This window comes from Mycobacterium avium subsp. avium (assembly GCF_009741445.1).
In the GTDB taxonomy this organism is placed as follows: Bacteria; Actinomycetota; Actinomycetes; order Mycobacteriales; family Mycobacteriaceae; genus Mycobacterium; species Mycobacterium avium.
The window spans coordinates 2,216,835-2,239,289 of sequence record NZ_CP046507.1 but is presented as its reverse complement, the minus strand read 5'-3'; the positions used below and the strand labels follow the sequence as shown (position 1 = coordinate 2,239,289).

The following is a 22,455-nucleotide window of genomic DNA, read 5'->3' as shown; positions in this document are numbered from 1 at the left end:
GGAACGCGAACGCGCCAGGCTTTCCCACACCAGCTAGGGGTTTCCGATGCCTGGCGAAGTCGGGTCGTGGCCCATCGTGGGCCGAGAGGCGGAGCTGCGCCGGTCACTGGCGGCGCTGAGCAACGCGGAGTTCCACGGGGTGGCGTTGGTCGGCGACGCCGGTGTGGGCAAGTCGACGCTGGCGCGCATGCTGGCCAAGACCGTCGAGTCTGCGGGGCGCACGGTCCGATTCGCGCTGGGCACCCAGACGGGCTCCGCCGTGCCTCTGGGCGCGTTCTCGCATGCCGTCAGCCTCATGGCGGTGAACGAACCCGCGGTCATGCTGGCGGCGGCGCACAACACCTTGAGCCAGGACAAGAACTTGGTGGTCGTGGTCGACGACGCGCAACTGCTCGACCCGTTGTCGGTCACCTTGGTCAACCAACTCGCGGCCTGGCGCAGCGCGCGGCTGATCGTGACGATCCGCTCCGGCGAGCCGGTGCTGGATGCGGTGACCGCGTTGTTGAAAGAGCGCCTGCTGCTGACGGTGCACGTCGATCCGTTCACCCGCGAACAGACCGAGCTGCTGGCCGGCACGGTGCTGGGCGGGCCGGTCGATCCCCGGGTGGTCGACGAGCTGCTGCAGCGCAGCTCCGGAAACCCGTTGCTGCTGCGTGGCTTTCTGACCGCGGGCCGTGACACCGGGGCGCTGTTCCGCACCGCGGAAGGCTGGCAACTGCGGGGACCGCTGCGCGGGGATCGCGAACTGCACGACGCTCTGGAGTACCGGCTGCAGTCGCTGAGCTCCGAGGAGCGCGAGGTGGTGGAGATCCTGGCCACCGCCGGCTTACTCAACTGGGACATACTGCGTGACATCTGTGATGCCGAGGCGGTGGCGGTCCTGGAGCGCCGCGGCTTGATCCGGTTGGTGACCGACGGATCTCACGCCGTGGCACAGCTGACCCACCCGATGCTCGGCGAAGCGGCGACCCGCCACGCCGGCATGGTGCGCACCCGCCAACTCAACGGCAAACTGGCGCGAGCGCTGCAAAAGCATGAGCGGACCGGGAGCCGACACCTGCGGTTGCCCCATCTGCAAAGCCGGATCCGATTGGCGGAGTTCATGCTGCACAGCGACATGGAGCCCGACCTCGACGTGATCACCGAAGCCGCGCGGGACGCGCTGGCGATGTCGAACGTGCAGCTGGGCGAGGAACTCGCGAGGTTCGCACTCGATCGGGGTGGTGGCCTGCCGGCCGCGTTGGTCCTCGCCGAGGCGGTGAGTTGGCAGGGCCGTGGCGAGGAAGCCGGTTTCGTGCTGGCTCACGCCGAACCCGACGGCGACGACGACTGGCTGATCGCGCGGTGGGGCTGCCTGCGCGCCGCCAACCTGTTCTGGGGTTGCGGTGACGTCGAAGCCGCCCGGCGCGAAGCCGACACCGTGAAGAAGCGTGTTTCGTCCGAGGCCGGCCTGCACCTCATCGACGCGCTCGAGCTGTCCATGGCCTTCTTCCGTGGCGACGTCGAGACGACGACCGAGCTCGGGCCCGGCCTATGCGAATCCGATGCGGTCCCAATGGCGACGACGTGGGCGGCGGTGCCGACCTGCGCCGCGTTGGCCGCGGCCGGCCGCTATTCCGAAGTCGGCCGCATCGCCGACATCGGGGTGCGTGCCGCCGTGTCGTGCGGGATGGGATTGCATCGATTCAACATCGGGATCAGCGAGATCATCGCGGCGACGGACGCCGGGGACGACCGCGCGGCCGAACGGATCTACAAGCGCTACGCCGCGATGGCCGAAGGCCTTCCCGGCGCGGAGGCCATGGTCGACGCGATGCTCGGGCTCGTCCGGCTCGCCCGCGGCGAATTCCCCGCGGCCTGCGCCGCGTTCACCCGTTCGATCTCCTTGTTCGCCAAGGGCTTTCCGTCGCCCTGGCTGGTGGTCGTGGGTGCCTTCCAAGCCCAGGCCGAGGGGGCGCGCGGCGACAGCACGGCGGCCGCCGCGGCGTTATGGCGGGCGGACCGGGCCTACGGACCGCACGCGGCGGTGTTCCTCCCCGAACTCGAGCTCGCCCGGGCCTGGGAAAGGGCCGCCGCCGGCGACACCCAGGCCGCCACGACCCATGCCACGCAGGCGGCGGAGATAGCGCGCGCCGCCGGGATGCACGCGGCGGAGATGCGCACACGCCATGCCGCGGTGCGATTCGGCGACCGTTCACAGACCGCGCGGTTGGAGCGGCTTGCTCGCATCCTGGATACACCGCTGGCCGAAGCGGCCGCGGACCATGCCCGCGGTCTGACGCAACGCGACGGCGATCTGCTCGATGCCGCGGCGCAAAAATTCGCCGACCTCGGTGCCCTGGCGTGCGCCGCCGACGCGGCGGCTCAGGCGGCCGGCGAACATGCCCGTCGGGGCGACCGCGGGAAGAAATTCGAATCTTCGGCCTGGGCGCACGCGCTGGCCAGCCGGTACGAGCTGCACACGCCGGCGGTCGAGGCGGCGGCGCGCCCGCTGCCCTTCAGCGGACGGGAACGTCAGATCGTGAATCTGGTGGCGGCCGGCCTGTCCAACCGCGAGATCGCCGACCGGCTGGTCATCTCGGTGCGCACGGTGGAGGGGCACCTCTATCGCCTTTTCACCAAACTCGGGATCAACAGTCGCGAGCAGCTCACCCTACTGGTGGCCCGAGAGCCGCGCGGACGAAGAGAGCTATTGGGCCACAGCAACCCGTCGCTTGGTGATCAGGACGACGTTCACCCCCACGCGGGCTAAGTTCTTATCGGCACCCTATGGAGCCTTTGAGAGTCGCTACTCTATCTCGACGCGCGCACCACTCGACTTGCCGACAGAGTCCGGCGACGCCCGCTCCACCCGCCATACGCTCCCGCGCATGACAGGCAGTCGGAAGCATACGGCGGTAACCGCTCGTGATGGCGACCCGTCCGGACCCGCGGCTGCGGTTTCGTTGCGGAGATCCCAGCTGGGCGAGGACGCACCGGGGTCGGTTTGTTCGGGCAGGACCGCGATTTCGGACAGCTCCTTCCGGCTTTATCTGGCTGCGGCTCGTTCCGGCTTCATGTAGTGCCGGGCCGCCCAGCAGGTGAGGGAGATATATCCGTGACGCAGCGGGTAAATGGGTCAACCTGGCCCATTGTGGGACGCGATGTGGAATTTCGGCGATCGCTCGCGGCGCTCAACAACGGGGAATTCCACGGGGTGGCGTTGGTCGGCGACGGCGGTGTGGGCAAGTCGACGTTGGCGCGCATGCTGGCCAAGACGGTCGAGTCCGCCGGGCGCACGGTGCGATTCGCGCTCGGTACCCAGACGGGCTGGGCGGTGCCGCTGGGCGCGTTCTCGCGCGCGGTGAGCCTCGGGGTCGGGCACGAACCGGCGATCATGCTGGCCGCCGCGCACAACACCTTGGGTCAGGACAAGAATTTGGTGGTGGTGGTCGACGAGGCGCAGTTGCTCGATCCGTTGTCGGCCACCTTGGTGAATCAGCTTGCGGCCGGGCGCAGTGCGCGGCTGATCGTGACGATCCGCTCCGGTGAGCCGGTGCTGGATGCGGTGACGGCGTTGTTGAAAGAGCGCCTGCTGTTGACGGTGCACGTCGATCCGTTCACCCGCGAACAGACCGAGCTGTTGGCCGGCGCAGTGTTGGGTGGGCCGGTCGACACGCGGTTGGTGGATGAGCTGTTCGAGCGCAGCGCGGGAAACCTGTTGCTACTGCGTGGTTTTCTGACGGCGGGCGTGGAAAGCGGCGCCCTGGTTCACACCGAACAGGGCTGGCAACTGCAGGGTCCGCTGCGCGGCGATCGCGAACTGCATGATGCCCTGGAGTACCGGCTGCAGTCGCTGAGTTCCGAGGAGCGCGAGGTGGTGGAAGTACTGGCCACCGCCGAGCTGCTGGAGTGGGAGATCTTGCGCGACATCTGCGATGCCGACGCGATGGCAAGCCTGGAGCGCCGCGGCCTGATCCAGTTGGTGACCGACGGATCGCACACCCTGGTGCAGTTGAATCACCCGATGCTCGGCGAAGCGGCGACCCGCCACGCCGGGGTGGTGCGCTCGCGGCAGCTCAACGGGATCCTGGCGAAGACCCTGCGCAAGCACCTACGGGCGGCGGGGCGGCGCTCACAAATCTCCGACCCCCGCGGTCGAATCCAGTTGGCGCAGTTCATAATGCGCAGCGACTTGGAGCCCGATCTGGATGTGGTCATCAAGGCGGCGGCCGACGCGATGGCCATGTCGAACGTCGTGCTGGGCGAGCAGCTGGCGACGTTTGCGGTCGACCGTGGTGGTGGCCTGCCGGCCGCGTTGGTGCTCGCCGAGGCGGTGAGCTGGCAGGGCCGCGGCGAGGAGGCAGATTCCATCCTGCTGGGCGCCGACGTCGATGATGCCGACGAATGGCTGATCGCGCGCTGGGGCTGCCTGCGCGCCGCCAACCTGGCCTGGGGATGCGGGGACGCCGAGGGTGCAACGCGGGTACTGGCCGAGGTGAAACAGCGCCTGGCGACCGAGGGCAGCCTGCAGCTGATCGATGCGCTGGATGTGTCGATCGGGTTCTTCCGCGGCGACATCGCCCGGACGATCGAATTCGGGCCGCGCCTGTGCGAACCGGATGTCGTGCCGATGGCGACCGTGTGGGCGGCTGTCGCGACATGCGGCGCCTTGACCGCGGTGGGGCGTTTTTCCGAGGTCGGCCGCATCGCCGCTGCCGGCGTGCGCGCGACGGCGCAGTGCCGGGCGGGAGCGCAGCGGTTCGCCATCGGACTGGCCGAGGTCATGGCCGCGACCGCTGCCGGTGACTATCCGGCGGCCGAGCGAATCCACAAGCGTTACGCCGCACTGGCAACCGGCCTTCCCGCAGCGGAGGCCATGGTCGACGCGATGCTCGGCGTCCTGCAGCTCACCCGCGGTGAGCTGCAGGAGGCCTGCGCCACCCTCGACCGGTCGATTTCCCAGCTTTCCCAAGGCTTTCCATTACCGTGGCAGCTCGTCGTGGGCGCCTTGCAGGCACAGGCCGAAGGGGCCCGCGGGGACAGCGCGGCGGCCGCCGTGGCGCTGCGGCGGGTCGAGGAAGCCTACGGACCGCACGTCGCGGTGTTCCTGCCGGAACTCGAGCTCGCCCGGGCCTGGGAGCGGGCGGCGGCCGGCGATACGGCGGGCGCTCAGACGCAGGCAATGCAGGCGGCGCAGACTGCACGGAAAGCCGGCATGCACCTGGTCGAGATGCGGGCACGCCATGCGGCCCTTCGCTTCGGCGATCGTGCGCAGGCCGCGCGAGTAGACGAGTTGGCCAGCATCCTGAACTCCCCGTCGGCCCAGGCGGTCGCCGGCCATGCCCGCGGTCTGGCTCAGCACGACGGCGATCTGCTCGACGCCGCGGCCCACCGCTTCGCCGACCTCGGCGCCTTGGCATTCGCCGCCGATGCGGCGGCTCAGGCGGCCAGCGAACATGCCCGCCGGGGCGACCGTCGCAAGGAGGTCGAGTCGTCGACCTGGGCGCACGCGTTGGCCGGCCAATGCGGGTCGCGCACACCGGCGCTCGACGCGGCGGCGCGCCCGCTTCCGTTCAGCGGACGGGAACGTCAGATCGTGAATCTGGTGGCGGCCGGCCTGTCCAACCGCGAGATCGCCGACCGGCTGGTGATCTCGGTGCGCACGGTGGAGGGACACCTCTATCGCCTCTTCACCAAGCTTGGCATCAATAACCGCGACCAACTCATCCAACTGATCGGCCGCGACGCATCGTGACCACACACGCTCTTCGGACACTCGGGTGGGGTCGCGGCCGATCGGGTGCGGCTGCCGCGCAGGTCGCGTCGAGCTGGCGGGGCCCAGGCCGTCCATGCTCCGAAAAACGCTCGTGCGCAACCGCATAGCCCCGGTGCTGCCCGCCGCGACTCCGGGGCGCGGAATGCATGCCTTTCGCTGATCGCCGACCCGTCGAGCGCTCGGTGACCACTGGTCAAAACCGCCGCCCGCGGGCCGTTACGCACCACCGGAGGGATGACTACTCGATCTGTGCGCGCGTGGCACTCAAGTCGAATCAATCCGTCCGTGAGGCCCGAGCGAGCAAACTTAAGCTGCCGCACATGACATCATGCCTGGCGGGCATGGCCGGTTGGACTCGCATGGTTGCGGAATTCGGCCGGATCCTCCAGCACCCGCCACAATGCCTCGACCGGGCCGGGGCGGGCACGCACTACACCCACGCCGTTTCTCGAGGTTGAAATCATGTCTCACAGCCACCGGTTGGTCGACCATATCGTCGGGTATCTCGCGTCGATCGGAGTGGACTGCATCTTCGGCGTCGATGGCGCCAACATCGAGGACCTGTACGACGCCGCATTCCTGCACTCGGACATGGACGCGGTGCTGGCCAAACACGAGTTCTCCGCCGTGGCGATGGCCGACGGATACAGCCGCAGCGGCAGCGGCTTCGGCGTGGTGGCCACCTCCGCGTGGGGCGCGCTGAACCTCGTTGCCGGCCTCGGGGAATTGTTTACCAGCCGCGTGCCGCTACTGGCGTTGGTGGGCCAGCCGCCGTCCACGATGGATGGTCGCGGCGGCTTTCAGGACACCAGCGGCCGCAACGGTTCACCGAATGCCGAGGCGCTGTTCTCCGAGGTGTCGGTGTTGTGCCGACGAGTCCAGACCCCGGCGGACATCGCGTTGGCGCTGCCCGCCGCCGTGGCGGCCGCGCGAACCGGTGGCCCCGCGGTGTTGTTGCTGCCCAAAGATATTCAGCAAGCTGACGTGACCAGCAACGGCTACCTGCCCGAGCCCGGCATCGAGCGGCCACGAGACATCGGTGATCCACGCCCGATCGTGGCAGCGCTGCGCCGGGCGAGCGGTCCGGTGACGATCATCGCCGGTGAGCAGGTGGTTCGAGACGATGCGCGGGCCGAACTGGCGTCGTTGCGGGCGGTGCTGCGCGCGCGGGTGGCGTGCGTGCCCCATGCCAAGGATGCCGCCGGCACACCGGGTTTCGGGTTGTCGTCGGCGCTCGGCGTCACCGGCATCATGGGCCACCCTGGCGTGGTGGAAGCGGTGGCCGACAGCGCGTTGTGCCTGGTGGTGGGCACCCGGCTTGCGGTGACCGCCCGCGCCGGCCTGGACGATGCCCTGGCCGCGGTGCCCACCATCTCGCTAGGGTCGGCGCCGCCGTACCTGGCCTGCACTCACATCCACACGGACGATCTGCGGGCTTCGCTGCGAATGCTGACGAGCGCGCTGACCGGCCGTGAGCGCCCGACCGGAATCCGGGTACCCGATGCGGTGTCCAGAACCGAGTTGAATCCGCCGCGATTCGACGGCCCCGGCGTGCGCTACCGCGAAGCGATGAGCATGCTCGACCGCGTATTGCCCGACGGGTCCGACATCGTCGTCGACGTCGGCAGTTGCGGGGCGGCCGCCGTCCACTACCTACCGGTCCGGCGCGGCGGCCGATTCGTGGTCGCACCCGGCATGGGCTACAGCTTTGGCGCCGGCATCGGAATGGCCGTGCGGCGGAGGAAATTCGGGCGGCGCGGACATGTCGTGGTGATAGCCGGGGACGGCGCGTTTTTCATGCACGGCATGGAGGTGCATACCGCTGTGCAATACCGACTGCCGGTGGCGTTCGTCTTGATCAACAACAACGCGCAGGCCATGTGCGCAATGAGCGAAAAGTTGTGCTACGGGAATCGGCACAGTTACAACACGTTCGCGCCCAGTCGGCTCGGCGCCGGCCTCGCCGCGATGTTCCCGGAACTTCCCTCGGTCGACGTCGACGACGTCGATGGCTTCGGCGCTGCCGTGCAGTCGGCGCTGGAGGTCGACGGGCCGTCAGTGATCGGCGTCGAATGCTCCGCCGAGGAAGTGCCGCCCGTCTCGGCCTTTCTCGGGCCTGTGACGCCGAAATCAGTTGAGTGCCAACATGGTATGGCGCAGGACAGAATCGATGCCATCGTCGGCGCCTGACGGCACCGCCGACCCCACCGGCACCGGCGCCCTGTCAATGCATGCCCGAGCCCAGGTAGAGCCCCGATAGAGACCAGATAGCGAATGCTCGACGCAGGGTTCAACCCCTGGCCCGTCGGGGATCCGCTCTGTCGTCGTCATGATCGCGCCCCAAACCTGCGCTCTCGACGGAAACGACTGTCGCAGAATCGATTCCGCAAGACCACGTGCATATCAGGTGAGAGCTTGTTTGTCACTACGTAAGCCGCGCTGCGGGCTTGCGTTCGCCACTCTATGTACTCGCAGTTACTACGCTACCCGGCTTGATGGGCCATGCAACAGGATTGAAACCCATACGCTCCCGGTCATATCGAGATCGTTGCTCGGTCAAGCCCCCGAGTGCCCGGTCGAAACCAACAGGCGCACCGAAGTGCCCGACTCATGTCAAACGAGGACCTGGAGGACAAGTGAGTACCAATCCGTTCGACGACGACAATGGCAGCTTTTTCGTCCTGGTCAACGACGAAGAACAACACAGCCTGTGGCCGGCGTTCGCCGACATTCCGGCCGGCTGGCAGATGGTTTACGAGTTGAGTCCCGCATAGTGGTGTAGCGCGGTTGCTGGGTTCGTCATCGTGTCGGTGATGGACGTAAAGCGGCCACCGCGTGATCCTTCGAGTCAACCTTCCACAGAATCCTCGAGGAGTCCCACGATGACCGCACCCCACATTGTCGACCCTGCCGGCCTTCTTGGCGAGGCCCTGGCCGAAGCCTCACCTGATCTGATGCGCTCCCTGCTGCAGACCGTGATCAACGCTCTGCTGTCGGCGGATGCTGATGCCGTCGTGGGCGCCGAATGGGGCCAGCCCACCCCGGGACGGCGAGCGCAGCGCAACGGGTATCGCCACCGCGGCCTGGACACCAGGGTGGGCACCATCGATGTCGCAGTCCCGAAGCTGCGCAAGGGAACCTACTTTCCCGACTGGCTGCTCGAACGCCGCAAGCGGGCCGAATCCGCGCTGATCACCGTGGTCGCCGACTGCTACCTGGCCGGCGTCTCCACGCGGCGGATGGACAAGCTGGTCAAGACCCTGGGCATCGACTCACTGAGTAAATCGCAGGTCAGCCGCATGGCCACCGACCTCGACGAGCACGTCGAGGCGTTCCGTCACCGCCCACTCGATTCTGCTGGCCCGTTCACCTTCGTCGCCGCTGATGCGTTGACGATGAAGGTCCGCGAAGGCGGCCGCGTGGTCAACGGGGTCGTGCTGCTGGCCACTGGCGTCAACGGTGACGGACACCGCGAAGTCCTGGGCATGCGGGTGGTCACCAGCGAGACCGGCCCGGCCTGGAACGAGTTCTTCGCCGACCTCGTCGCCCGCGGGCTGGCCGGCGTACGCCTGGTCACCAGCGACGCCCACGCCGGGCTGCGCGAGGCGATCGCGGCCAACCTGCCCGGAGCGGCCTGGCAGCGGTGTCGCACACACTACGCGGCCAACCTGATGAGCATCTGCCCCAAGAGCATGTGGCCGGCGGTCAAAGCGATGCTGCACAGCGTCTACGACCAACCCGATGCCCCCGCGGTGGCCGCGCAGTTCGACCGGCTCATCGACTACGTCACCGACAAACTGCCCGCCGTGGCCGACCACCTGGCCACCGCCCGCGAAGATATCCTGGCCTTCACTGCATTCCCCAAAGATGTCTGGTCCCAGATCTGGTCCAACAACCCCGCAGTTATCTGGAGTCCTGCAGGCGGTGTCCTTGATGTCCGACACGAGGCGTTGAGGTCCCAGGTTCTGCGTGGTGGACGTGTTTATCTGCAGTCGTCCAGGAGGCAAGAGCCTGCGGAGGGGCGATGCAGATTGCACGAGTTATCTCGCCGGTCTCGTTGCGTGAGTCGTGGACCGTTCTCGGCGACGACGACGCTCCGGTAGCAGCGGTTGACCGGTATCTGGCGTATCTGACCGATATCGAGCGATCACCGAACACGGTCAAGGCGTACGCGCACGATCTCAAGGACTGGTTCGGTTTTCTCGCCGAGCGTGGGCTGGACTGGCGGGCGGTGCGGCTTGATGACGTAGGTGAGTTCGTGGCCTGGCTGCGGCTGCCGCTGCGGGCCCGGCATGGGCAGGTTGCGGTGTTGCCGTCGGTGCCGCATCACTGCACGGAATCTACTGTGAACCGCAAGCTTTCGGCGGTCGGGGCGTTTTACACCCACGCCGCACGAGATGGGCTGGATGTCAGCGCTCTGCTGACCTCGTGGCAGGTCGGCGGCGCGCGCGGTGGTTGGAAGCCGTTTTTGCACCACATCAGCAAGGGCGCGCCGAGGTCGCGGCGGGTGATCGCGTTGAAGGCGCCGAAGAAGCTGCCGCGGGTGCTCTCACCGGACGAGGTGCAGGCGATCCTGGATGGTTGCGGTCGGCTGCGGGACCGATTGCTGTTCGCCGTGCTCTACGACACCGGGATGCGGATCGGTGAGGCACTTGGTTTGCGGCACAACGACATCGCCGCTGCCGAGCATGAGGTGACGGTGCGGCGACGCGATAACGCCAATGGCGCGCGCGCCAAGTCACAGACCGTCCGCACGATCCCAGTCAGCAGCGCGTTGATCCGATTGTTCGCCGACTACCTTCACAGCGAGTACGGCGATCTGGACAGCGACTACGTGTTCGTCAACCTGTGGGGCCGCCCGCAGGGGCATCCGCTGACCTACGCTGCGGTCTACGACCTGGTGCGGAGGCTGCGCCGGCGGACCGGGATCGACTTCGACCCGCACTGGCTGCGACACACGGCCGCAACCCGGCTGCTGCGCGACGGAGTCAGCATCGAGGTGGTCGCGCACCTGCTCGGACATGCGCACGTGGCGACGACGACCACGACGTATGGGCACCTCACCGTGGAGGACGCTCGGCGGGTCATGGAACAGGCAGGCTGGTTCACCGATGGGCAGGTGCGGCTATGAGCGCGCCGTCGCTGAAGCCCGCCGGCCCGTCGGGGCTAATCGGCAAGCTGATGGCCGAGGTCCGCAGCGAATTCCGCAGCGATGTACTGGAATTCGGTGCCGATGATCCGGTGTTTGGTGGAGCCGAGTGCCGGGTTGAGGGGTGCGGGCGAACCGCCCGCGGACGCGGCCTGTGTGAAGGACATCGGCAACGGTGGGACGACGAAGGACGCCCGTCGGTGGAGCAGTTTGTCGTGTCGACCGATCCGCGGTGGCGGCGGCGACAACCCAACCAGCGCTGCCGGGTGCCCGGTTGCGGTTACGGCTCTGCCCGTGGCGGCATGTGCGGGCTGCACGCGCAACGATGGGAACGCGCCGGGCGCCCCAGCCTGGCCGGATGGCTGGCCGAACCGCAGCCGTTCAAGCAACCAGCGGCCGGGGTGACCTGCCGGATTCCGCACTGCGAGCTCTGGCCGCAGGGCACGTCTGCGTTCTGCCAAACCCACACCAACACCTGGAAGGTCAACGGCAGACCCGACATCGACGTGTTCGCCGACCGCTTCGCCGCCGAAGCCCCGTTGGCCAGTGAGCAGATACGGCTCGACCGGCTGATCGGTCAGCTGAAGCTGGAACTGCAGTACGTGCTGCAACGCCGCCACGACGATCGGCAGGGCAAGCTCACCCCGGACGTGGTCATGCGCGTGGTGAAGGCACTGGCCGCCGCAGGCGTGGGCTCCCTGCTCCACCACGACGAGGACACCTGGCATGACTGGGCTCGGTCGACGATCAACGACACTCGCTCCCGTGGATTCCTCAGCTACGCATCCCGGGTGATCGCCGACCTGGCCGAGGCCGGCGGCTGGGACGCCGAATACCCGCGCGAAGTCTGGCGCATGCGCCGGCTCGGCTACGACGGAGACCGCACGCTGCGCTTCGACGGTATTCCGCAGCCGTGGCTGCGGGATCTGGCCAAGCGGTGGGTCCGGTGGCGGCTATCGACCGGATTGGGTCTGGAAGCCGGCGGCGGCAGGCCGGTCGTTGCGCTCACCCGCTTCGCCGGGTACCTCGCCGACATCGGCGTCGAGAGCATCGACCGGATCAACCGGCCGGTGCTGGAGCGCTATTTGGCCAACCTGCGCAGCGACTCCATCGGTGCCCAACGCCGCGGGACCCATATCGGGCTGCTCAACCGATTCTTCGCTACCGTCCGCCAACACCGTTGGGACACAGACCTTCCCGCAGACGCGATGTTCTTCGCCGAGGACTACCCCAAACGCGATGAACGGTTGCCTCGGGCACTGGCCGAACAGGTCATGACCCAGCTCGAGGATCCCGACAACCTTGCCCGATACGCCGACCCCGCTCACCGGTTGATCACGATCATCTTGATGCGTTGCGGGCTACGGATCACTGATGCGCTGCGGCTGCGCAGCGATTGTGTGGTCGCCGATGCCGAAGGCGCACCGTATCTGCGCTACCTCAACCACAAGATGAAACGCGACGCGTTGGTGCCCATCGACGAGCAGTTGCGCGAACTCATCGCCGAACATCGCAACCACACCTCCCAGCGTTGGCCGGCAGGCACGCCGGTGTTGTTCCCACGGCCGACGAAGAACATTGACGGCACCCACCCGATCGCGAGTCCCACCTACCGGATGGCGCTGTTGCGCTGGCTGTCCGTCTGCGACATCCGCGACGAGCACGGCCAGCCGGTGCACCTCACCCCGCACCAGTGGCGCCATACCCTGGGCACCCGGCTGATCAACCGCGACGTCCCGCAAGAGGTCGTGCGACGCATCCTCGACCATGACTCCGCGCAGATGACCGGGCACTACGCCCGCCTGCACGACACCACCGTGCGCCGTCAGTGGGAGGCAGCTCGAAAGGTCGACATCCACGGCGCCACAATCATTTTCGACCCGTCCGGGCCGATCGCGGAGGCCGCCTGGGCCAAACAGCGCCTCGGCCGAGCCACCCAGGCCCTACCCAACGGCTACTGCGGACTGCCGGTGCAGCAGAGCTGCCCGCACGCCAACGCCTGCCTGACCTGCCCGATGTTCCTCACCACCGCCGAGTTCCTGCCCCAGCACCACCAGCAGCGGCAACAGACTCTGCAGCTGATCACCGCCGCCGAAGCCCGCGGCCAACAACGTCTGGCCGAGATGAACCGTCAAGTCCTGCACAACCTGGACACCATCATCACCGCCCTCAACGATTCAGAACCAGGGAAGGCCAAACATGCGGGCTGACAACAGCATCAACCTCATCCGGGCGGCCCAGCAGCGGCACGAACACACCCGCGCCAAGGCGATCGCGGCGATGCACGAACTCGACCGGACCGGCGCCGTGCTCACCTTCGAATCCGTCGCCCGCCATGCCGGTGTCTCCCGCTCGTGGATCTACACCCAAATCGACCTCAAAGACGAGATCTGCCGGCTCCGCGCCCAGCACCGGCCCGAGCCAAGCACACCGTTACCTGCCCGACAACGCGCCAGCGACGACTCCCTGCGGCAGCGCCTCGAAATCGCCAACCGCCGCAACCACGAACTCGCCGATGAGAACCGGCGGCTACGCCGCCAACTCGCGTGCGCCCTTGGCCAACTCCGCGACGACACCGGAAGACACCATGAACGGACGCATCGCGATTCGGTAACGATCGGGCCATGCTGACCGCCAACCGATATCGATCTCCAGCCGCGTCATGGACACCCTCCACGACACAAACCTGCAGGTCACAACAGCTATCGCACACAGTGCTCCAGATAACCAGTGAACGACTCAACAAAGAGATCCGCCGCCGCACCGACGCCGTCGGCGTCTTCCCCAACCCCGCCGCGCTGCTACGGCTGGCCGGCTCCGTTCTCGTCGAAGCCCACGACGAATGGCAAGTCGCCGAAAAGCGCTATCTCTCCGAGACCACCCTGGCCCTATTACATCCCCGCTCCGATTCAGCCGACCAATCCGTTGCCGTCCCCGCCGCCATCACGGCATAGTGGAAACTCGCAGAGCCTCAGGCGAAACGCCGATCGGCTTTACACCACTTCACGGGGCACAACCCTGGTTTTGGGCGCAAAAGATCCCAAGAGTTGCCGCAAGACTACCGTCGAATGCTGACAGGCCGTGGCAGTGACACGCGCCTATTGGGCGTTGGAAGGGGACTGTGGAGGTTTGGGCATAGTCCGCCCACAAGCTGAGTGTATCCATGAACACTTACCGGATCGTGGATCGACACGTAGACAGCGACAAGGTCATGGCCGATCCGACGACACCGCGCCCCGTGCGCTTCTCGCTCGCGGAGCCCTTGGCTGCAAGACATTAACCCCCCGGTAGGGGTGGGTCGAAATCCCCGAGGCCGATGGGCCGCGTGACCCTTCGGAAGCTCTCTCGCACCGAGCAAGTTTTCGAAAAATGTGGGCATGGACCGCTGCGCAGGTCGGAACGAAGGAGATCAGAGATCCAGGTGCCTGAGGTCGGATGCTCTTGGCACCAAGGGATGTGAGCTGACTGTCGCGAACTCGTCCCAAAGCGCCAAGACAGTTCTGGCAACTGCACGCAATTTCCAGCCGGTTATGGGAACCAGCTCGGTGCGCCGAGTTGAGAAGTGGATGACGTGCTTGCTTGTGTCCTTATAGTACTCGCGCAGTTTCCGCCTTCGAGCAGCCGTCAGGAATGGTGTTGGCCAAATCGTCCCCTTTGCAAGGGTATTGGACACGGACCTGTCACTGCGCTGCGGGCAAACTTCGAGGAACTCGATCAGCAGACGAGCATTGAGATAGAAAGAATCTAAGGCCGCCTGCCGAACCACATTTGAGTTCGACTGATCGAGGACTACATCGGGTAACTGGGCAACCATGGCAGCGATGCGCCGGGCCTCCAGCCGAATCCTTGCAACGCGGCTTATAGCCGAATAGGGCACCTGCGCAAGCGGCGGAGTTGACACGCAGGGAAAGCTACCTTGCCCGGGCCGCAGATTAAGCTGTTTTACACACTATGCTGCCGACTACGCGCGCGTCCCCACAACATATGCCCCCTAAAGGGGGTGTATGGGGCGGGACGACGATAAAGTCGTTTAACCTGCGTATTATCACCATCCCCACCACATATCGTCCCTCTAGAGCGGGGACGAGTGACGGGCATCCCGGGCGGCATGGACCACTGCGTTGCGGAACTGATAGCCGTTCTCGGCGCGCAAGGTGCGTGCGGCTTCATCCCGGCTCGCATCGAGCGGAACGTCGAGCCGCTCTAACGCCTCAATGCACTCACCTTGCTTGCCGTCGCGGATGACGGGAGGGTGCCGCGCCGGCGCGGCATGCCTACACAACAGGACCTTCGCAGGGGGCTCAACCCCCGTCCCTCGTCGCGGATCAGGGACACCTCGTTCCCGCTGCGCTTCATAATTCACGCCACGTCGACATCCCGCTTCGCGGGCGACCCCCGTGCCCCCTTGCTCGAATCGTGACCCTGATGCTCAATGCGCAGCACCGTGCGACTCTGCCGACGGAGCGGGACCATGGTGGAGTTGTACAGATTCCGCCAGGTGTCGACGTTGTCTTCCTTGCCTTCCGCCAGCCGTGAAATGGTTCCAGGACAATCAAATCCGGCTCATGCTTCTCAGCTTCCACCGCGAGCGTTGAGCCTCCCCATTCAGTGTCCAGCGGCGACAAGTTTGGGAAGGAGAAGTAAAGCAGCGGGTGGCCAGCCAACTCAGCCGGAGGGCGCGTCCCATGCGGCGCAGCCATTCAGCCAACTCCCGCTCAGCACACATACGGCTCGTAACCCAAGTGCCAGTTAACCCGGAGCGATCCAATGCTTATTGCATGATTGTTGTATGCAAACTGATAAGCTGCACTATATAGTGCAGCTGAGCTGCAAAAACTCTGGTGCGCGATACTGGGATTGAACCAGTTCAATCGGTTTGCTAGCGTGGGTGTTGTGACCTGGCCGAATAGCCGTACTACCTGCGATCACGTTGTCCAGTATAGCGGAATCGTTCGGAAAGTTGCGGAAAGTTGATACGGTCTTGTTAGCTCACAACGAGTTCACGCAGTTCACGCCAGTGCACACCGGAGTATCGCAGAAAGGTGCGACGTGGTTAGGGGAGAAGGCCGCAAGCCGCAGAAGCGCGGCGCATTCGGAACCGCCCACAAACTGCCCAGCGGGCGCTGGCGCGCGATGTACCACGGGCCCGACGGCCGCCGCTACACCGCGCCCAAGACATTCCTGACCGAGAAAGACGCTCGCGGGTGGCTGTCTCTGCGCCAGGCCGAAATCATCCGTAAGGCGTGGGTGCCGCCCGAAGCCGACGAACAACCAGTGCCGAAACTGACGTTCGAGACCTACTCGAAAACGTGGATGGCGCAACGTGACCTGAAAGACCGCACCCGTCAGCACTACGCCAAGCTGCTTGGGGATCACATCGTGCCGACGTTTGGCGGCCTGCCGATCGCATCTATCACTGCCGACGACGTGCGTGCCTGGCATGCCAAGCTCGGCGCCAATACGCCGACGCTGCGCGCGCACTGCTACGGGCTGTTGAGGACGATCATGGGTACCGCCCTGAGCGACGGCAAGATCAAGGTCAACCCGTGCGTGATCCGTGGCGCCGGCAGTGCTCGCCGCGTCCACAAGATTCGGCCGGCGACGCTCGACGAAATTGCGACTATCGCCGAAGAAATGCCCGAACGCTACCGGGCGATGGTATTGCTCGCCGCATGGTGTGCGCTGCGGTTCGGCGAGCTGACCGAGCTACGCCGGCGCGACATCATCATCGTCGACGCCGATGACCCCGACGACACGTACGGGGTGGTGCGCGTCGAGCGTGCCGTCGTGCGCGTCGAGCAAGGCTTTCAGATCACCACACCCAAGTCGGACGCCGGCCGCCGCGACGTCGAAATCCCGCCGCATCTGCTACCCGCGATCAGAGACCACCTTGACCGGTTCGTCGAGCCAGACAAAGACGCTCTGCTGTTCCCGGCCGTACACGGCGGCCACCTGGCGCCGGCCAGCCTGTACCGCCAGTTCTACCGGGCGCGCTCTGTAGCCAAGCGCGATGACTTGCGCTGGCACGACCTGCGCCACAGCGGCGCAGTGCTCGCGGCTGCTACCGGCGCCACGCTCGCGGAACTGATGGCGCGCCTTGGACATTCGACACCGCAAGCTGCGATGCGCTACCAGCATGCGGCACAAGGCCGAGACCGTCAGATAGCCCGCTTGCTGTCGAAATTGGTGGCCGTAGAACCGTCCCCGTCGGGGGACTGACACGCTCAAGCGCGGCACGTTGTGGCGACTTTCGGAAATGTCTGGTACCAATTGAAGTGCTAGAGGTGAAAGTAGCCCGGCAATCCCCGATATGGGGGTTGAGCCTGCCATAGGCGTTTCGGGTAAGGATTAGCCCCGTAACGGACCACCTGATATAGGGAAGGTCGAGCAACGCTAGAAGCCGAAATGGCTTCTGCCGGAAGCTCGGTCCCGTGGTGGTCTCGAATCTCTCCGGTAGAACCCTTCGGCTTTAACGCCGAGCTACTTGGAGAGTTGATGGCGATCAAGCCAATTGAAGAAACCAGTTCACACACTGGTCCCAACTGCCGCGCTCGTCGGCACCCCGAGAACAATCCGCCGGCCCGCCGTTGGGCGTCGATGAAAGACGCTGCTGAATACCTTGGCGTGTCGACGCGCACCATCCGCCAGATGATCGCGGATGGCAAATTCAGAGGCTACCGGGCCAATGCACGGTTGTTTCGCGTCGACCTCAACGAAGTGGACGCGGCGCTGGAACCTTTCGGCGGGGCGGCATGAACGGCCCACCGAAAGGCGAAAGCCGGGCCCCGCACCAGGGCCCGACTCTCATGTCATCGCCTACAACCGCAATCGACAGCACCAACGATACCCGCCGTAACTGCCAGGCCCCGTCGCTAAGCGGTCGCCCTGCCGCGAGCGCACCGATGCCCGCCGTGGGTCAACTTCCCAACGTCGAAACCGTTTTCGTGGGCACACTCATGTGGTCGTCACCTGCTGACGTCACGGCGGCGCTTGAGCTGGTGGCCGACGATGATTTCGAGTCGCCCGCCTCGAGTTCCTAAGGGGAGTCAAGCTACTTCGGTGGGTTTTATGCTGGGGTGGACGGGCCGGTGAATTGGAGCGCGTAGCGACTCCTGTTGTTCCCGGCCCGTCCTGCCTTTTTGGCGCTGGGAGTAGCGCTTGGAGGCAGCGTTGATGCGAGTCTTCTTGTCGACGGTGTGGTGGGCGCGGACGATGCGGCGTCCTTCTTCGAAGGTGATGGGTCGTCCGTCGGTGTCGCGCAGCACGTAGTGCGCTCCGGCGCGCCAGCAGGTGGCGATGCGGGTGAGCAGGATGGTGGCAATGTGGCAGATCGCCGAATCGTGGTGGCGCTCGGTGCTCATCAGGCGTTTGTATTTCGCGGCCAGTTGCGGGTCGCTCTTGCGGGCTTGGTCAGCGGCGGCGAAGAGGGCTTCGCGCAGCAGCGGGTCACCGGCTTTGGTGAGTCCGTGGCGCTGTTCTGCTTGTCCGGACTGGTTGACCTTGGGGACGAGGCCGGAGTAGGCGCGGATGGCGGCTAGGGAGTGGAACCGGTGCGGGTCGCCGATGCGGCCGGCGATGACCGCACAGGTGACGGGCCCGACGCCGGGTGCTGAGGCGATGATGCCGCGCGGGTCGGCCTCGGCGTAGAGGTTGGCGGCGCGCTCGTCGAGGTCGTCGATCTGCTCGGTGAGCATCTGGGCTTGCTCGGCTTCGGTAGCGATGTCGGCGGCCAGTTCGGCGAAGTCGATGCGGGCATTAGCGCCAGATCCCCATAGCTGCAGCGATTCTTGGGCGGCGGTCAACAGCAGGGTGGCGTGTGGTTCGCGCCAGGCGCCGCGGGAGTGGCGGATCAGGAAGCGGGTCAGGCGGGCATGGCCGAGACGGATCAGGCTGTGCGGGTCGGCGTAGCGGGCCAGCAGTGCCAGCGCGGCCTTGCCATAGTTGGATCCCAGCGCGTCGTACCAGGCTGGACCGAGGAGCTCGAGCTGGGCGTCAAGGCGCTGGAAGACTGCGGTGCGGCGCTTGACGATCGAGGAGCGGATCTTGACCAGGCGCCGCAGCGGTTCGCCGGGCCCGTCGCCGCTGTGGTCACGCAGCCCCTCTGGATGCAGCAAGGGCAACCGGGCCAACAGCTTGGAGTCCAGATGGTCATTTTTGGTGTGCTTGGAGTAGTAGGCGCGCAGGTCTGCTGACTGGGTGGTGGGCACCATCGAGATCCGGGCGCCGTGATGACGAAACCAGGATGCCAGCGGAACCCATGCGTTGCGGGTGGGCTCCATCACCACCCGCACGGTGTCTTGCTCGCTGAGTCCGATTACTTTCCAGAGCTTTTCGAGGTCGGCGGGCCGGGTGAAGAACTTTCGTCCGGTCCACACATACGTCCCATCGGGACGGGCCAGCGATGCTTGATGAGCAGCCCGGCACGCCACGTCGATACCCAAAATCAGTTCCACGCACATCCTTTCGACGGATCCAGGTCAGTCCCCGGCTCCGACGGGCATGGCCCAGACATTCCGCAAGCAGAAGTCCGCTCCCGAGCGGCTCCAAGTTCCCGAACAGGGACACCGGTCGGCACCTGAGACGCGCCGCGGACGACCACTCAAAAATCAGGAATCACCAGGTGTTCCGGTCGGTGGCCTCGGCCGTCCGCGGACGCCCACTAAACCTAAATGTCGGTGCTTGTCAGTACCATCCGCCGCCTTGCCGTGGCCGGTCAGCCATGCGACGCACAAATAGTCCTCGACGAGTTGAGCCGCGCCGGCCGCGTCAATCGCGCGATTGCGTTGGCGCTCATGGACGCAACCACTAGCGGCGCAGTACCACAGGCCGCCCGATTTTACGGCGCAGTGGTGCTTGCCCGATCGTTGCGGCGCCGGGTCGAGTCCGCCGGCAATGCGCTTGTCGAAGCCGCACAGGCCGGCGCGGAAAGCCAGCTCGCCGCGCTCGTCAGCGCCGCGACCGTTTCAGTTCTCGACTGCGCCGGCCGGCTCGCCGAACTACGGGGAGAAGCCTGATGGGCACATTCGAGGCTGAGCTCAAACGGGCAATGGGGCAGGAAACTGGCGGCGCCGAACTGCTCGACGACATTGAACGCTTCGCCGGCCCGTTCTTCGCGTTTCGGTCGCCGCACTATCTCGTGGTCATCGTGCTGTGGATCGCCCACACCTGGACCGTCGGCGCTTTCTATGTGACGCCACGGCTGATAATCGACAGCCCTGAACCGGGATCGGGGAAGACCCGCGTGCTGGAAGTGCTGGCGCTGTTGTGCCGCAATGCGAAGCTCACACTGTCAACGACGACTGCGGCACTTTATCGACGGATCGCGGCCGCCGGCGACCAGCCGCCGACCATCTTGCAGGACGAGGCTGACGCAGTTTTCGGCCGAACCGCCAACCCGCAGGCCGAGGATTTGCGCGCGTTGTTCAACGCCGGATACAAACGGGGCGCCACGGTGGACCGCTGCGAAGGTGATGCCAAAAGCATGCGCGTGGTTGAGTTTCCAGTGTTCGCGCCTCTTGCACTGGCCGGGCTGGCGGGCAAGATGCCTCGCACGGTGCTAGACCGGGCTGCGGCCGTCCTGCATATGCGTAAGCGAGCGCCCGACGAGCATGTCGCCGAATTCCGCGAGCGCGACGCCGAGGCGCACGCCGCCCCGCTGCGAGACCGACTGTCGGACTGGGCCGAGACCAACTTCGATGCACTGTGTGCCGCGCGGCCAACGATGCCTGACGGCGTGCGTGACCGCGCGGCCGAAGTGTGGGAGTCCCTGCTGGCGGTCGCCGACGCCGCCGGCGGCGACTGGCCGGCGCGGGCACGATCCGCCTGCCGTCACTTCGTGCTGGACAACGAGGTCGAGGAACTGTCATCTGGCGCTCGACTACTTCGCGACGTCCGCACGGTGTTCGGCGAGCGCGACCGGATGTTCTCGGTCGACATCGTCTCTGCGCTGACATCCGATGACGAATCCGAGTGGGCCGACCTCTGGGGCAAGCCGCTCGATCAGCGACGCCTAGCAAAGGAATTGGCTCGGTACGGAGTGCGGTCGAACACCATCCGCATCGGCAATGGGAGGGCCAAGGGCTATCAGGTCGCCGGCGACGATGGACTCGCTCAGGCGTGGCAACGCTACGTGCCGACCGCATCTATCCGTGACGTGCGCGACGACCGTGACATTGCAGCTCAGCGTGTCACGGACGAGAACGGTACCCGTGACATGCGCGACGGCCGTGCCGCATCCGTGACACATAAAAAAATGTCTGACCAGGATGTATGCCAATCCGGCACGGCTGTCACGGCGGTCACGGGAAGTAATGGAATCCCTCGCCGCGACGGCCACCGGAACGGACGATTCGCGCCCCCCACGGGCCCGGGCCGCTGTCCACGATGCGGGTTCGATGTAGCAACCCAAGGCCACCGGAGAGACTGTGAAGACGTCGCCAGCAAACGGCAGCGTCTGCCATTAGTCGACTGACAAATCCGCAGCACCATCAAGAGAAGGGAAACAGGGAAGATGGATGAAATCCGAGACGAGCAGGACGATTTCAACCGCCAGGTTGCGTCGGTGGCTCTTGAGCTGATCGAGCTGGTACGACGTCAGCACGAACAGGGTGGCCTCGACATCGACGAGGCGTTCGACGGCATCAGCACGCGGGATTCGGAGGTCGTGCTCGCCGCGTGCTTGGGCGTGGTCGACGTCGCTATCCGCGTGGGCGCGCAGGGCACCGACGACCAGGCGTACTACGGCCGGCTCGGCGTCATCCGCGAAGCCGTGAAAGACATTCTGGGCCGCTCATGACGACCTTCGAAGAACGCAGGGCGGCCGCACCGATCGACGCATTGCTTCTGGCCCAGTCGCTATGGAGCGGCGACCATACGGCCACCGACATTCTGATGCGCTACTGCGAACCCTGGACGGTGGCCCGCGAGCTGGCCGACTGGTTGCGGGTGGCCGTCACCAAGGCATTGGAATGCGGCGCCGGTCCTGAATTCGGTGACGTGCACGAGTTCGATGTGCTGGCTCGCTGGCTGCAAGGTGTGCAACAGAGGCAGGCGGCACGATGAGCGCCGGCGACGGCATCGGCGCCCAGTACCCGCAACCGGACCCGCGCGGCTGGCTCGTCTTCGAATCGCTGCCGGCCGACCTACAGCGCGCCGAAGACTCAACCCTGTTCGCCGACTACGGCCGCGCTGACGGGTGCGGTGTGCAACTGCTGTTCGACCGCGCCGCACGCATCTGGTATTTCGAGCGGCCTGCGACCGACGCCGAACGAACACTATTGGCGCACTTGGGTTACCAGTTGCCCGATGAGCTGACCACGCGCGTCAGCTACGCCACTGAAACACTGCGGCGCCGTACGTGGCCGCAACTCGAAACACAGGAGGTATCAGCACCATGAGCGACACCAGCACCACCGAAACCACGACGACCACGACCGACGCCGGCGGCCAGGCCGACACGCAACCAGCGACCACAGTCGACAATGGCGACGTGCAACCCGGCAACGCCGGCGATTCGGAACCGGCCGGCAACGGTGAGGCGGCCCGATAT

The 22,455-nt window shown here is 66.0% G+C and carries 15 protein-coding genes and 3 pseudogenes; 16 read left to right on the top strand and 2 right to left on the bottom strand.

The window, feature by feature from the left end:
• Positions 1 to 76 precede the first annotated feature (76 nt).
• From MAA44156_RS10430 to MAA44156_RS10390, 9 genes and pseudogenes are all read left to right on the top strand, one after another.
• Positions 77 to 2,752 carry a helix-turn-helix transcriptional regulator gene (locus MAA44156_RS10430; RefSeq protein ID WP_009976584.1) on the top strand — a complete coding sequence of 892 codons (2,676 nt, stop codon included), beginning with the start codon at positions 77 to 79 and terminating at the stop codon, positions 2,750 to 2,752.
• Between the two features lie 393 nt (positions 2,753 to 3,145).
• Positions 3,146 to 5,737, top strand: a complete 2,592-nt coding sequence (locus tag MAA44156_RS10425) for a LuxR C-terminal-related transcriptional regulator (protein ID WP_023879988.1) — start codon at positions 3,146 to 3,148, stop codon at positions 5,735 to 5,737.
• Between the two features lie 483 nt (positions 5,738 to 6,220).
• Positions 6,221 to 7,948, top strand: coding sequence for a thiamine pyrophosphate-binding protein (locus MAA44156_RS10420; protein ID WP_011724749.1), 1,728 nt, complete (start codon positions 6,221 to 6,223; stop codon positions 7,946 to 7,948).
• Positions 7,949 to 8,394: 446 nt separating this feature from the next.
• Positions 8,395 to 8,514, top strand: a pseudogene (locus MAA44156_RS10415) (MbtH family protein); the annotation flags it as partial.
• A gap of 126 nt (positions 8,515 to 8,640) precedes the next feature.
• Positions 8,641 to 9,660, top strand: a pseudogene (locus tag MAA44156_RS10410) (IS256-like element IS1601 family transposase); the annotation flags it as partial.
• Positions 9,661 to 9,782: 122 nt separating this feature from the next.
• Positions 9,783 to 10,889 carry a site-specific integrase gene (locus MAA44156_RS10405; RefSeq protein ID WP_029248429.1) on the top strand — a complete coding sequence of 369 codons (1,107 nt, stop codon included), beginning with the start codon at positions 9,783 to 9,785 and terminating at the stop codon, positions 10,887 to 10,889.
• Complete coding sequence (locus MAA44156_RS10400) at positions 10,886 to 13,117, top strand: tyrosine-type recombinase/integrase (RefSeq protein WP_024637620.1); 2,232 nt, start codon at positions 10,886 to 10,888, stop codon at positions 13,115 to 13,117. Before MAA44156_RS10405 ends, MAA44156_RS10400 begins: the two co-directional genes overlap by 4 nt.
• The gene (locus tag MAA44156_RS10395; RefSeq protein WP_009980034.1) at positions 13,107 to 13,538 is read left to right on the top strand and encodes a DUF6262 family protein; all 432 of its coding nucleotides are present in this window, start codon (positions 13,107 to 13,109) and stop codon (positions 13,536 to 13,538) included. Before MAA44156_RS10400 ends, MAA44156_RS10395 begins: the two co-directional genes overlap by 11 nt.
• A gap of 101 nt (positions 13,539 to 13,639) precedes the next feature.
• Positions 13,640 to 13,861: pseudogene (locus tag MAA44156_RS10390) on the top strand (transposase); the annotation flags it as partial.
• A gap of 455 nt (positions 13,862 to 14,316) precedes the next feature.
• Here the strand turns inward: MAA44156_RS10390 and MAA44156_RS10385 are convergent.
• Positions 14,317 to 14,808 carry a hypothetical protein gene (locus MAA44156_RS10385; RefSeq protein WP_128971805.1) on the bottom strand — a complete coding sequence of 164 codons (492 nt, stop codon included), beginning with the start codon at positions 14,806 to 14,808 and terminating at the stop codon, positions 14,317 to 14,319.
• 1,148 nt (positions 14,809 to 15,956) lie between these two features.
• On the opposite strand from MAA44156_RS10385, the gene MAA44156_RS10380 reads away from it, so the two are divergent.
• Positions 15,957 to 17,126, top strand: coding sequence for a tyrosine-type recombinase/integrase (locus MAA44156_RS10380; protein ID WP_023879706.1), 1,170 nt, complete (start codon positions 15,957 to 15,959; stop codon positions 17,124 to 17,126).
• 378 nt (positions 17,127 to 17,504) lie between these two features.
• Entirely contained in the window at positions 17,505 to 17,663 is a 159-nt protein-coding gene (locus MAA44156_RS23545; protein ID WP_033715377.1) for an excisionase family DNA-binding protein, read from the top strand.
• Between the two features lie 290 nt (positions 17,664 to 17,953).
• Here the strand turns inward: MAA44156_RS23545 and MAA44156_RS10370 are convergent, their stop codons facing one another.
• Complete coding sequence (locus MAA44156_RS10370) at positions 17,954 to 19,366, bottom strand: IS110 family RNA-guided transposase (RefSeq protein ID WP_080555769.1); 1,413 nt, start codon at positions 19,364 to 19,366, stop codon at positions 17,954 to 17,956.
• 210 nt (positions 19,367 to 19,576) lie between these two features.
• Between MAA44156_RS10370 and MAA44156_RS10365 the strand changes: the two genes are divergently transcribed.
• From MAA44156_RS10365 to MAA44156_RS10345, 5 genes are read left to right on the top strand one after another with little or no spacing between them, the layout of a single operon-like run.
• Positions 19,577 to 19,921, top strand: coding sequence for a hypothetical protein (locus tag MAA44156_RS10365; protein WP_023880708.1), 345 nt, complete (start codon positions 19,577 to 19,579; stop codon positions 19,919 to 19,921).
• The gene (locus MAA44156_RS10360) at positions 19,921 to 21,378 is read left to right on the top strand and encodes a DUF3631 domain-containing protein (RefSeq protein WP_009978145.1); all 1,458 of its coding nucleotides are present in this window, start codon (positions 19,921 to 19,923) and stop codon (positions 21,376 to 21,378) included. The genes MAA44156_RS10365 and MAA44156_RS10360 overlap by 1 nt, the downstream gene beginning before the upstream one ends.
• A gap of 39 nt (positions 21,379 to 21,417) precedes the next feature.
• The gene (locus MAA44156_RS10355) at positions 21,418 to 21,702 is read left to right on the top strand and encodes a hypothetical protein (protein WP_009978144.1); all 285 of its coding nucleotides are present in this window, start codon (positions 21,418 to 21,420) and stop codon (positions 21,700 to 21,702) included.
• Complete coding sequence (locus tag MAA44156_RS10350) at positions 21,699 to 21,968, top strand: hypothetical protein (RefSeq protein ID WP_009978143.1); 270 nt, start codon at positions 21,699 to 21,701, stop codon at positions 21,966 to 21,968. The genes MAA44156_RS10355 and MAA44156_RS10350 overlap by 4 nt, the downstream gene beginning before the upstream one ends.
• A complete protein-coding gene (locus MAA44156_RS10345) occupies positions 21,965 to 22,303 on the top strand; it encodes a hypothetical protein (protein WP_009978142.1) in 339 nt (112 codons plus the stop codon). The genes MAA44156_RS10350 and MAA44156_RS10345 overlap by 4 nt, the downstream gene beginning before the upstream one ends.
• Positions 22,304 to 22,455: the final 152 nt, after the last annotated feature.

Bases quoted from the DNA above. Each gene is read 5' to 3' on its own strand.
- MAA44156_RS10420 (WP_011724749.1), top strand. From the start codon at position 6,221: ATGTCTCACAGCCACCGGTTGGTCGACCATATCGTCGGGTATCTCGCG.
- MAA44156_RS10405 (WP_029248429.1), top strand. From the start codon at position 9,783: ATGCAGATTGCACGAGTTATCTCGCCGGTCTCGTTGCGTGAGTCGTGG.
- MAA44156_RS10400 (WP_024637620.1), top strand. From the start codon at position 10,886: ATGAGCGCGCCGTCGCTGAAGCCCGCCGGCCCGTCGGGGCTAATCGGC.
- MAA44156_RS10395 (WP_009980034.1), top strand. From the start codon at position 13,107: ATGCGGGCTGACAACAGCATCAACCTCATCCGGGCGGCCCAGCAGCGG.
- MAA44156_RS23545 (WP_033715377.1), top strand. From the start codon at position 17,505: ATGAAAGACGCTGCTGAATACCTTGGCGTGTCGACGCGCACCATCCGC.
- MAA44156_RS10370 (WP_080555769.1), bottom strand. From the start codon at position 19,366: ATGTGCGTGGAACTGATTTTGGGTATCGACGTGGCGTGCCGGGCTGCT.
- MAA44156_RS10365 (WP_023880708.1), top strand. From the start codon at position 19,577: ATGTCGGTGCTTGTCAGTACCATCCGCCGCCTTGCCGTGGCCGGTCAG.
- MAA44156_RS10360 (WP_009978145.1), top strand. From the start codon at position 19,921: ATGGGCACATTCGAGGCTGAGCTCAAACGGGCAATGGGGCAGGAAACT.
- MAA44156_RS10355 (WP_009978144.1), top strand. From the start codon at position 21,418: ATGGATGAAATCCGAGACGAGCAGGACGATTTCAACCGCCAGGTTGCG.
- MAA44156_RS10350 (WP_009978143.1), top strand. From the start codon at position 21,699: ATGACGACCTTCGAAGAACGCAGGGCGGCCGCACCGATCGACGCATTG.
- MAA44156_RS10345 (WP_009978142.1), top strand. From the start codon at position 21,965: ATGAGCGCCGGCGACGGCATCGGCGCCCAGTACCCGCAACCGGACCCG.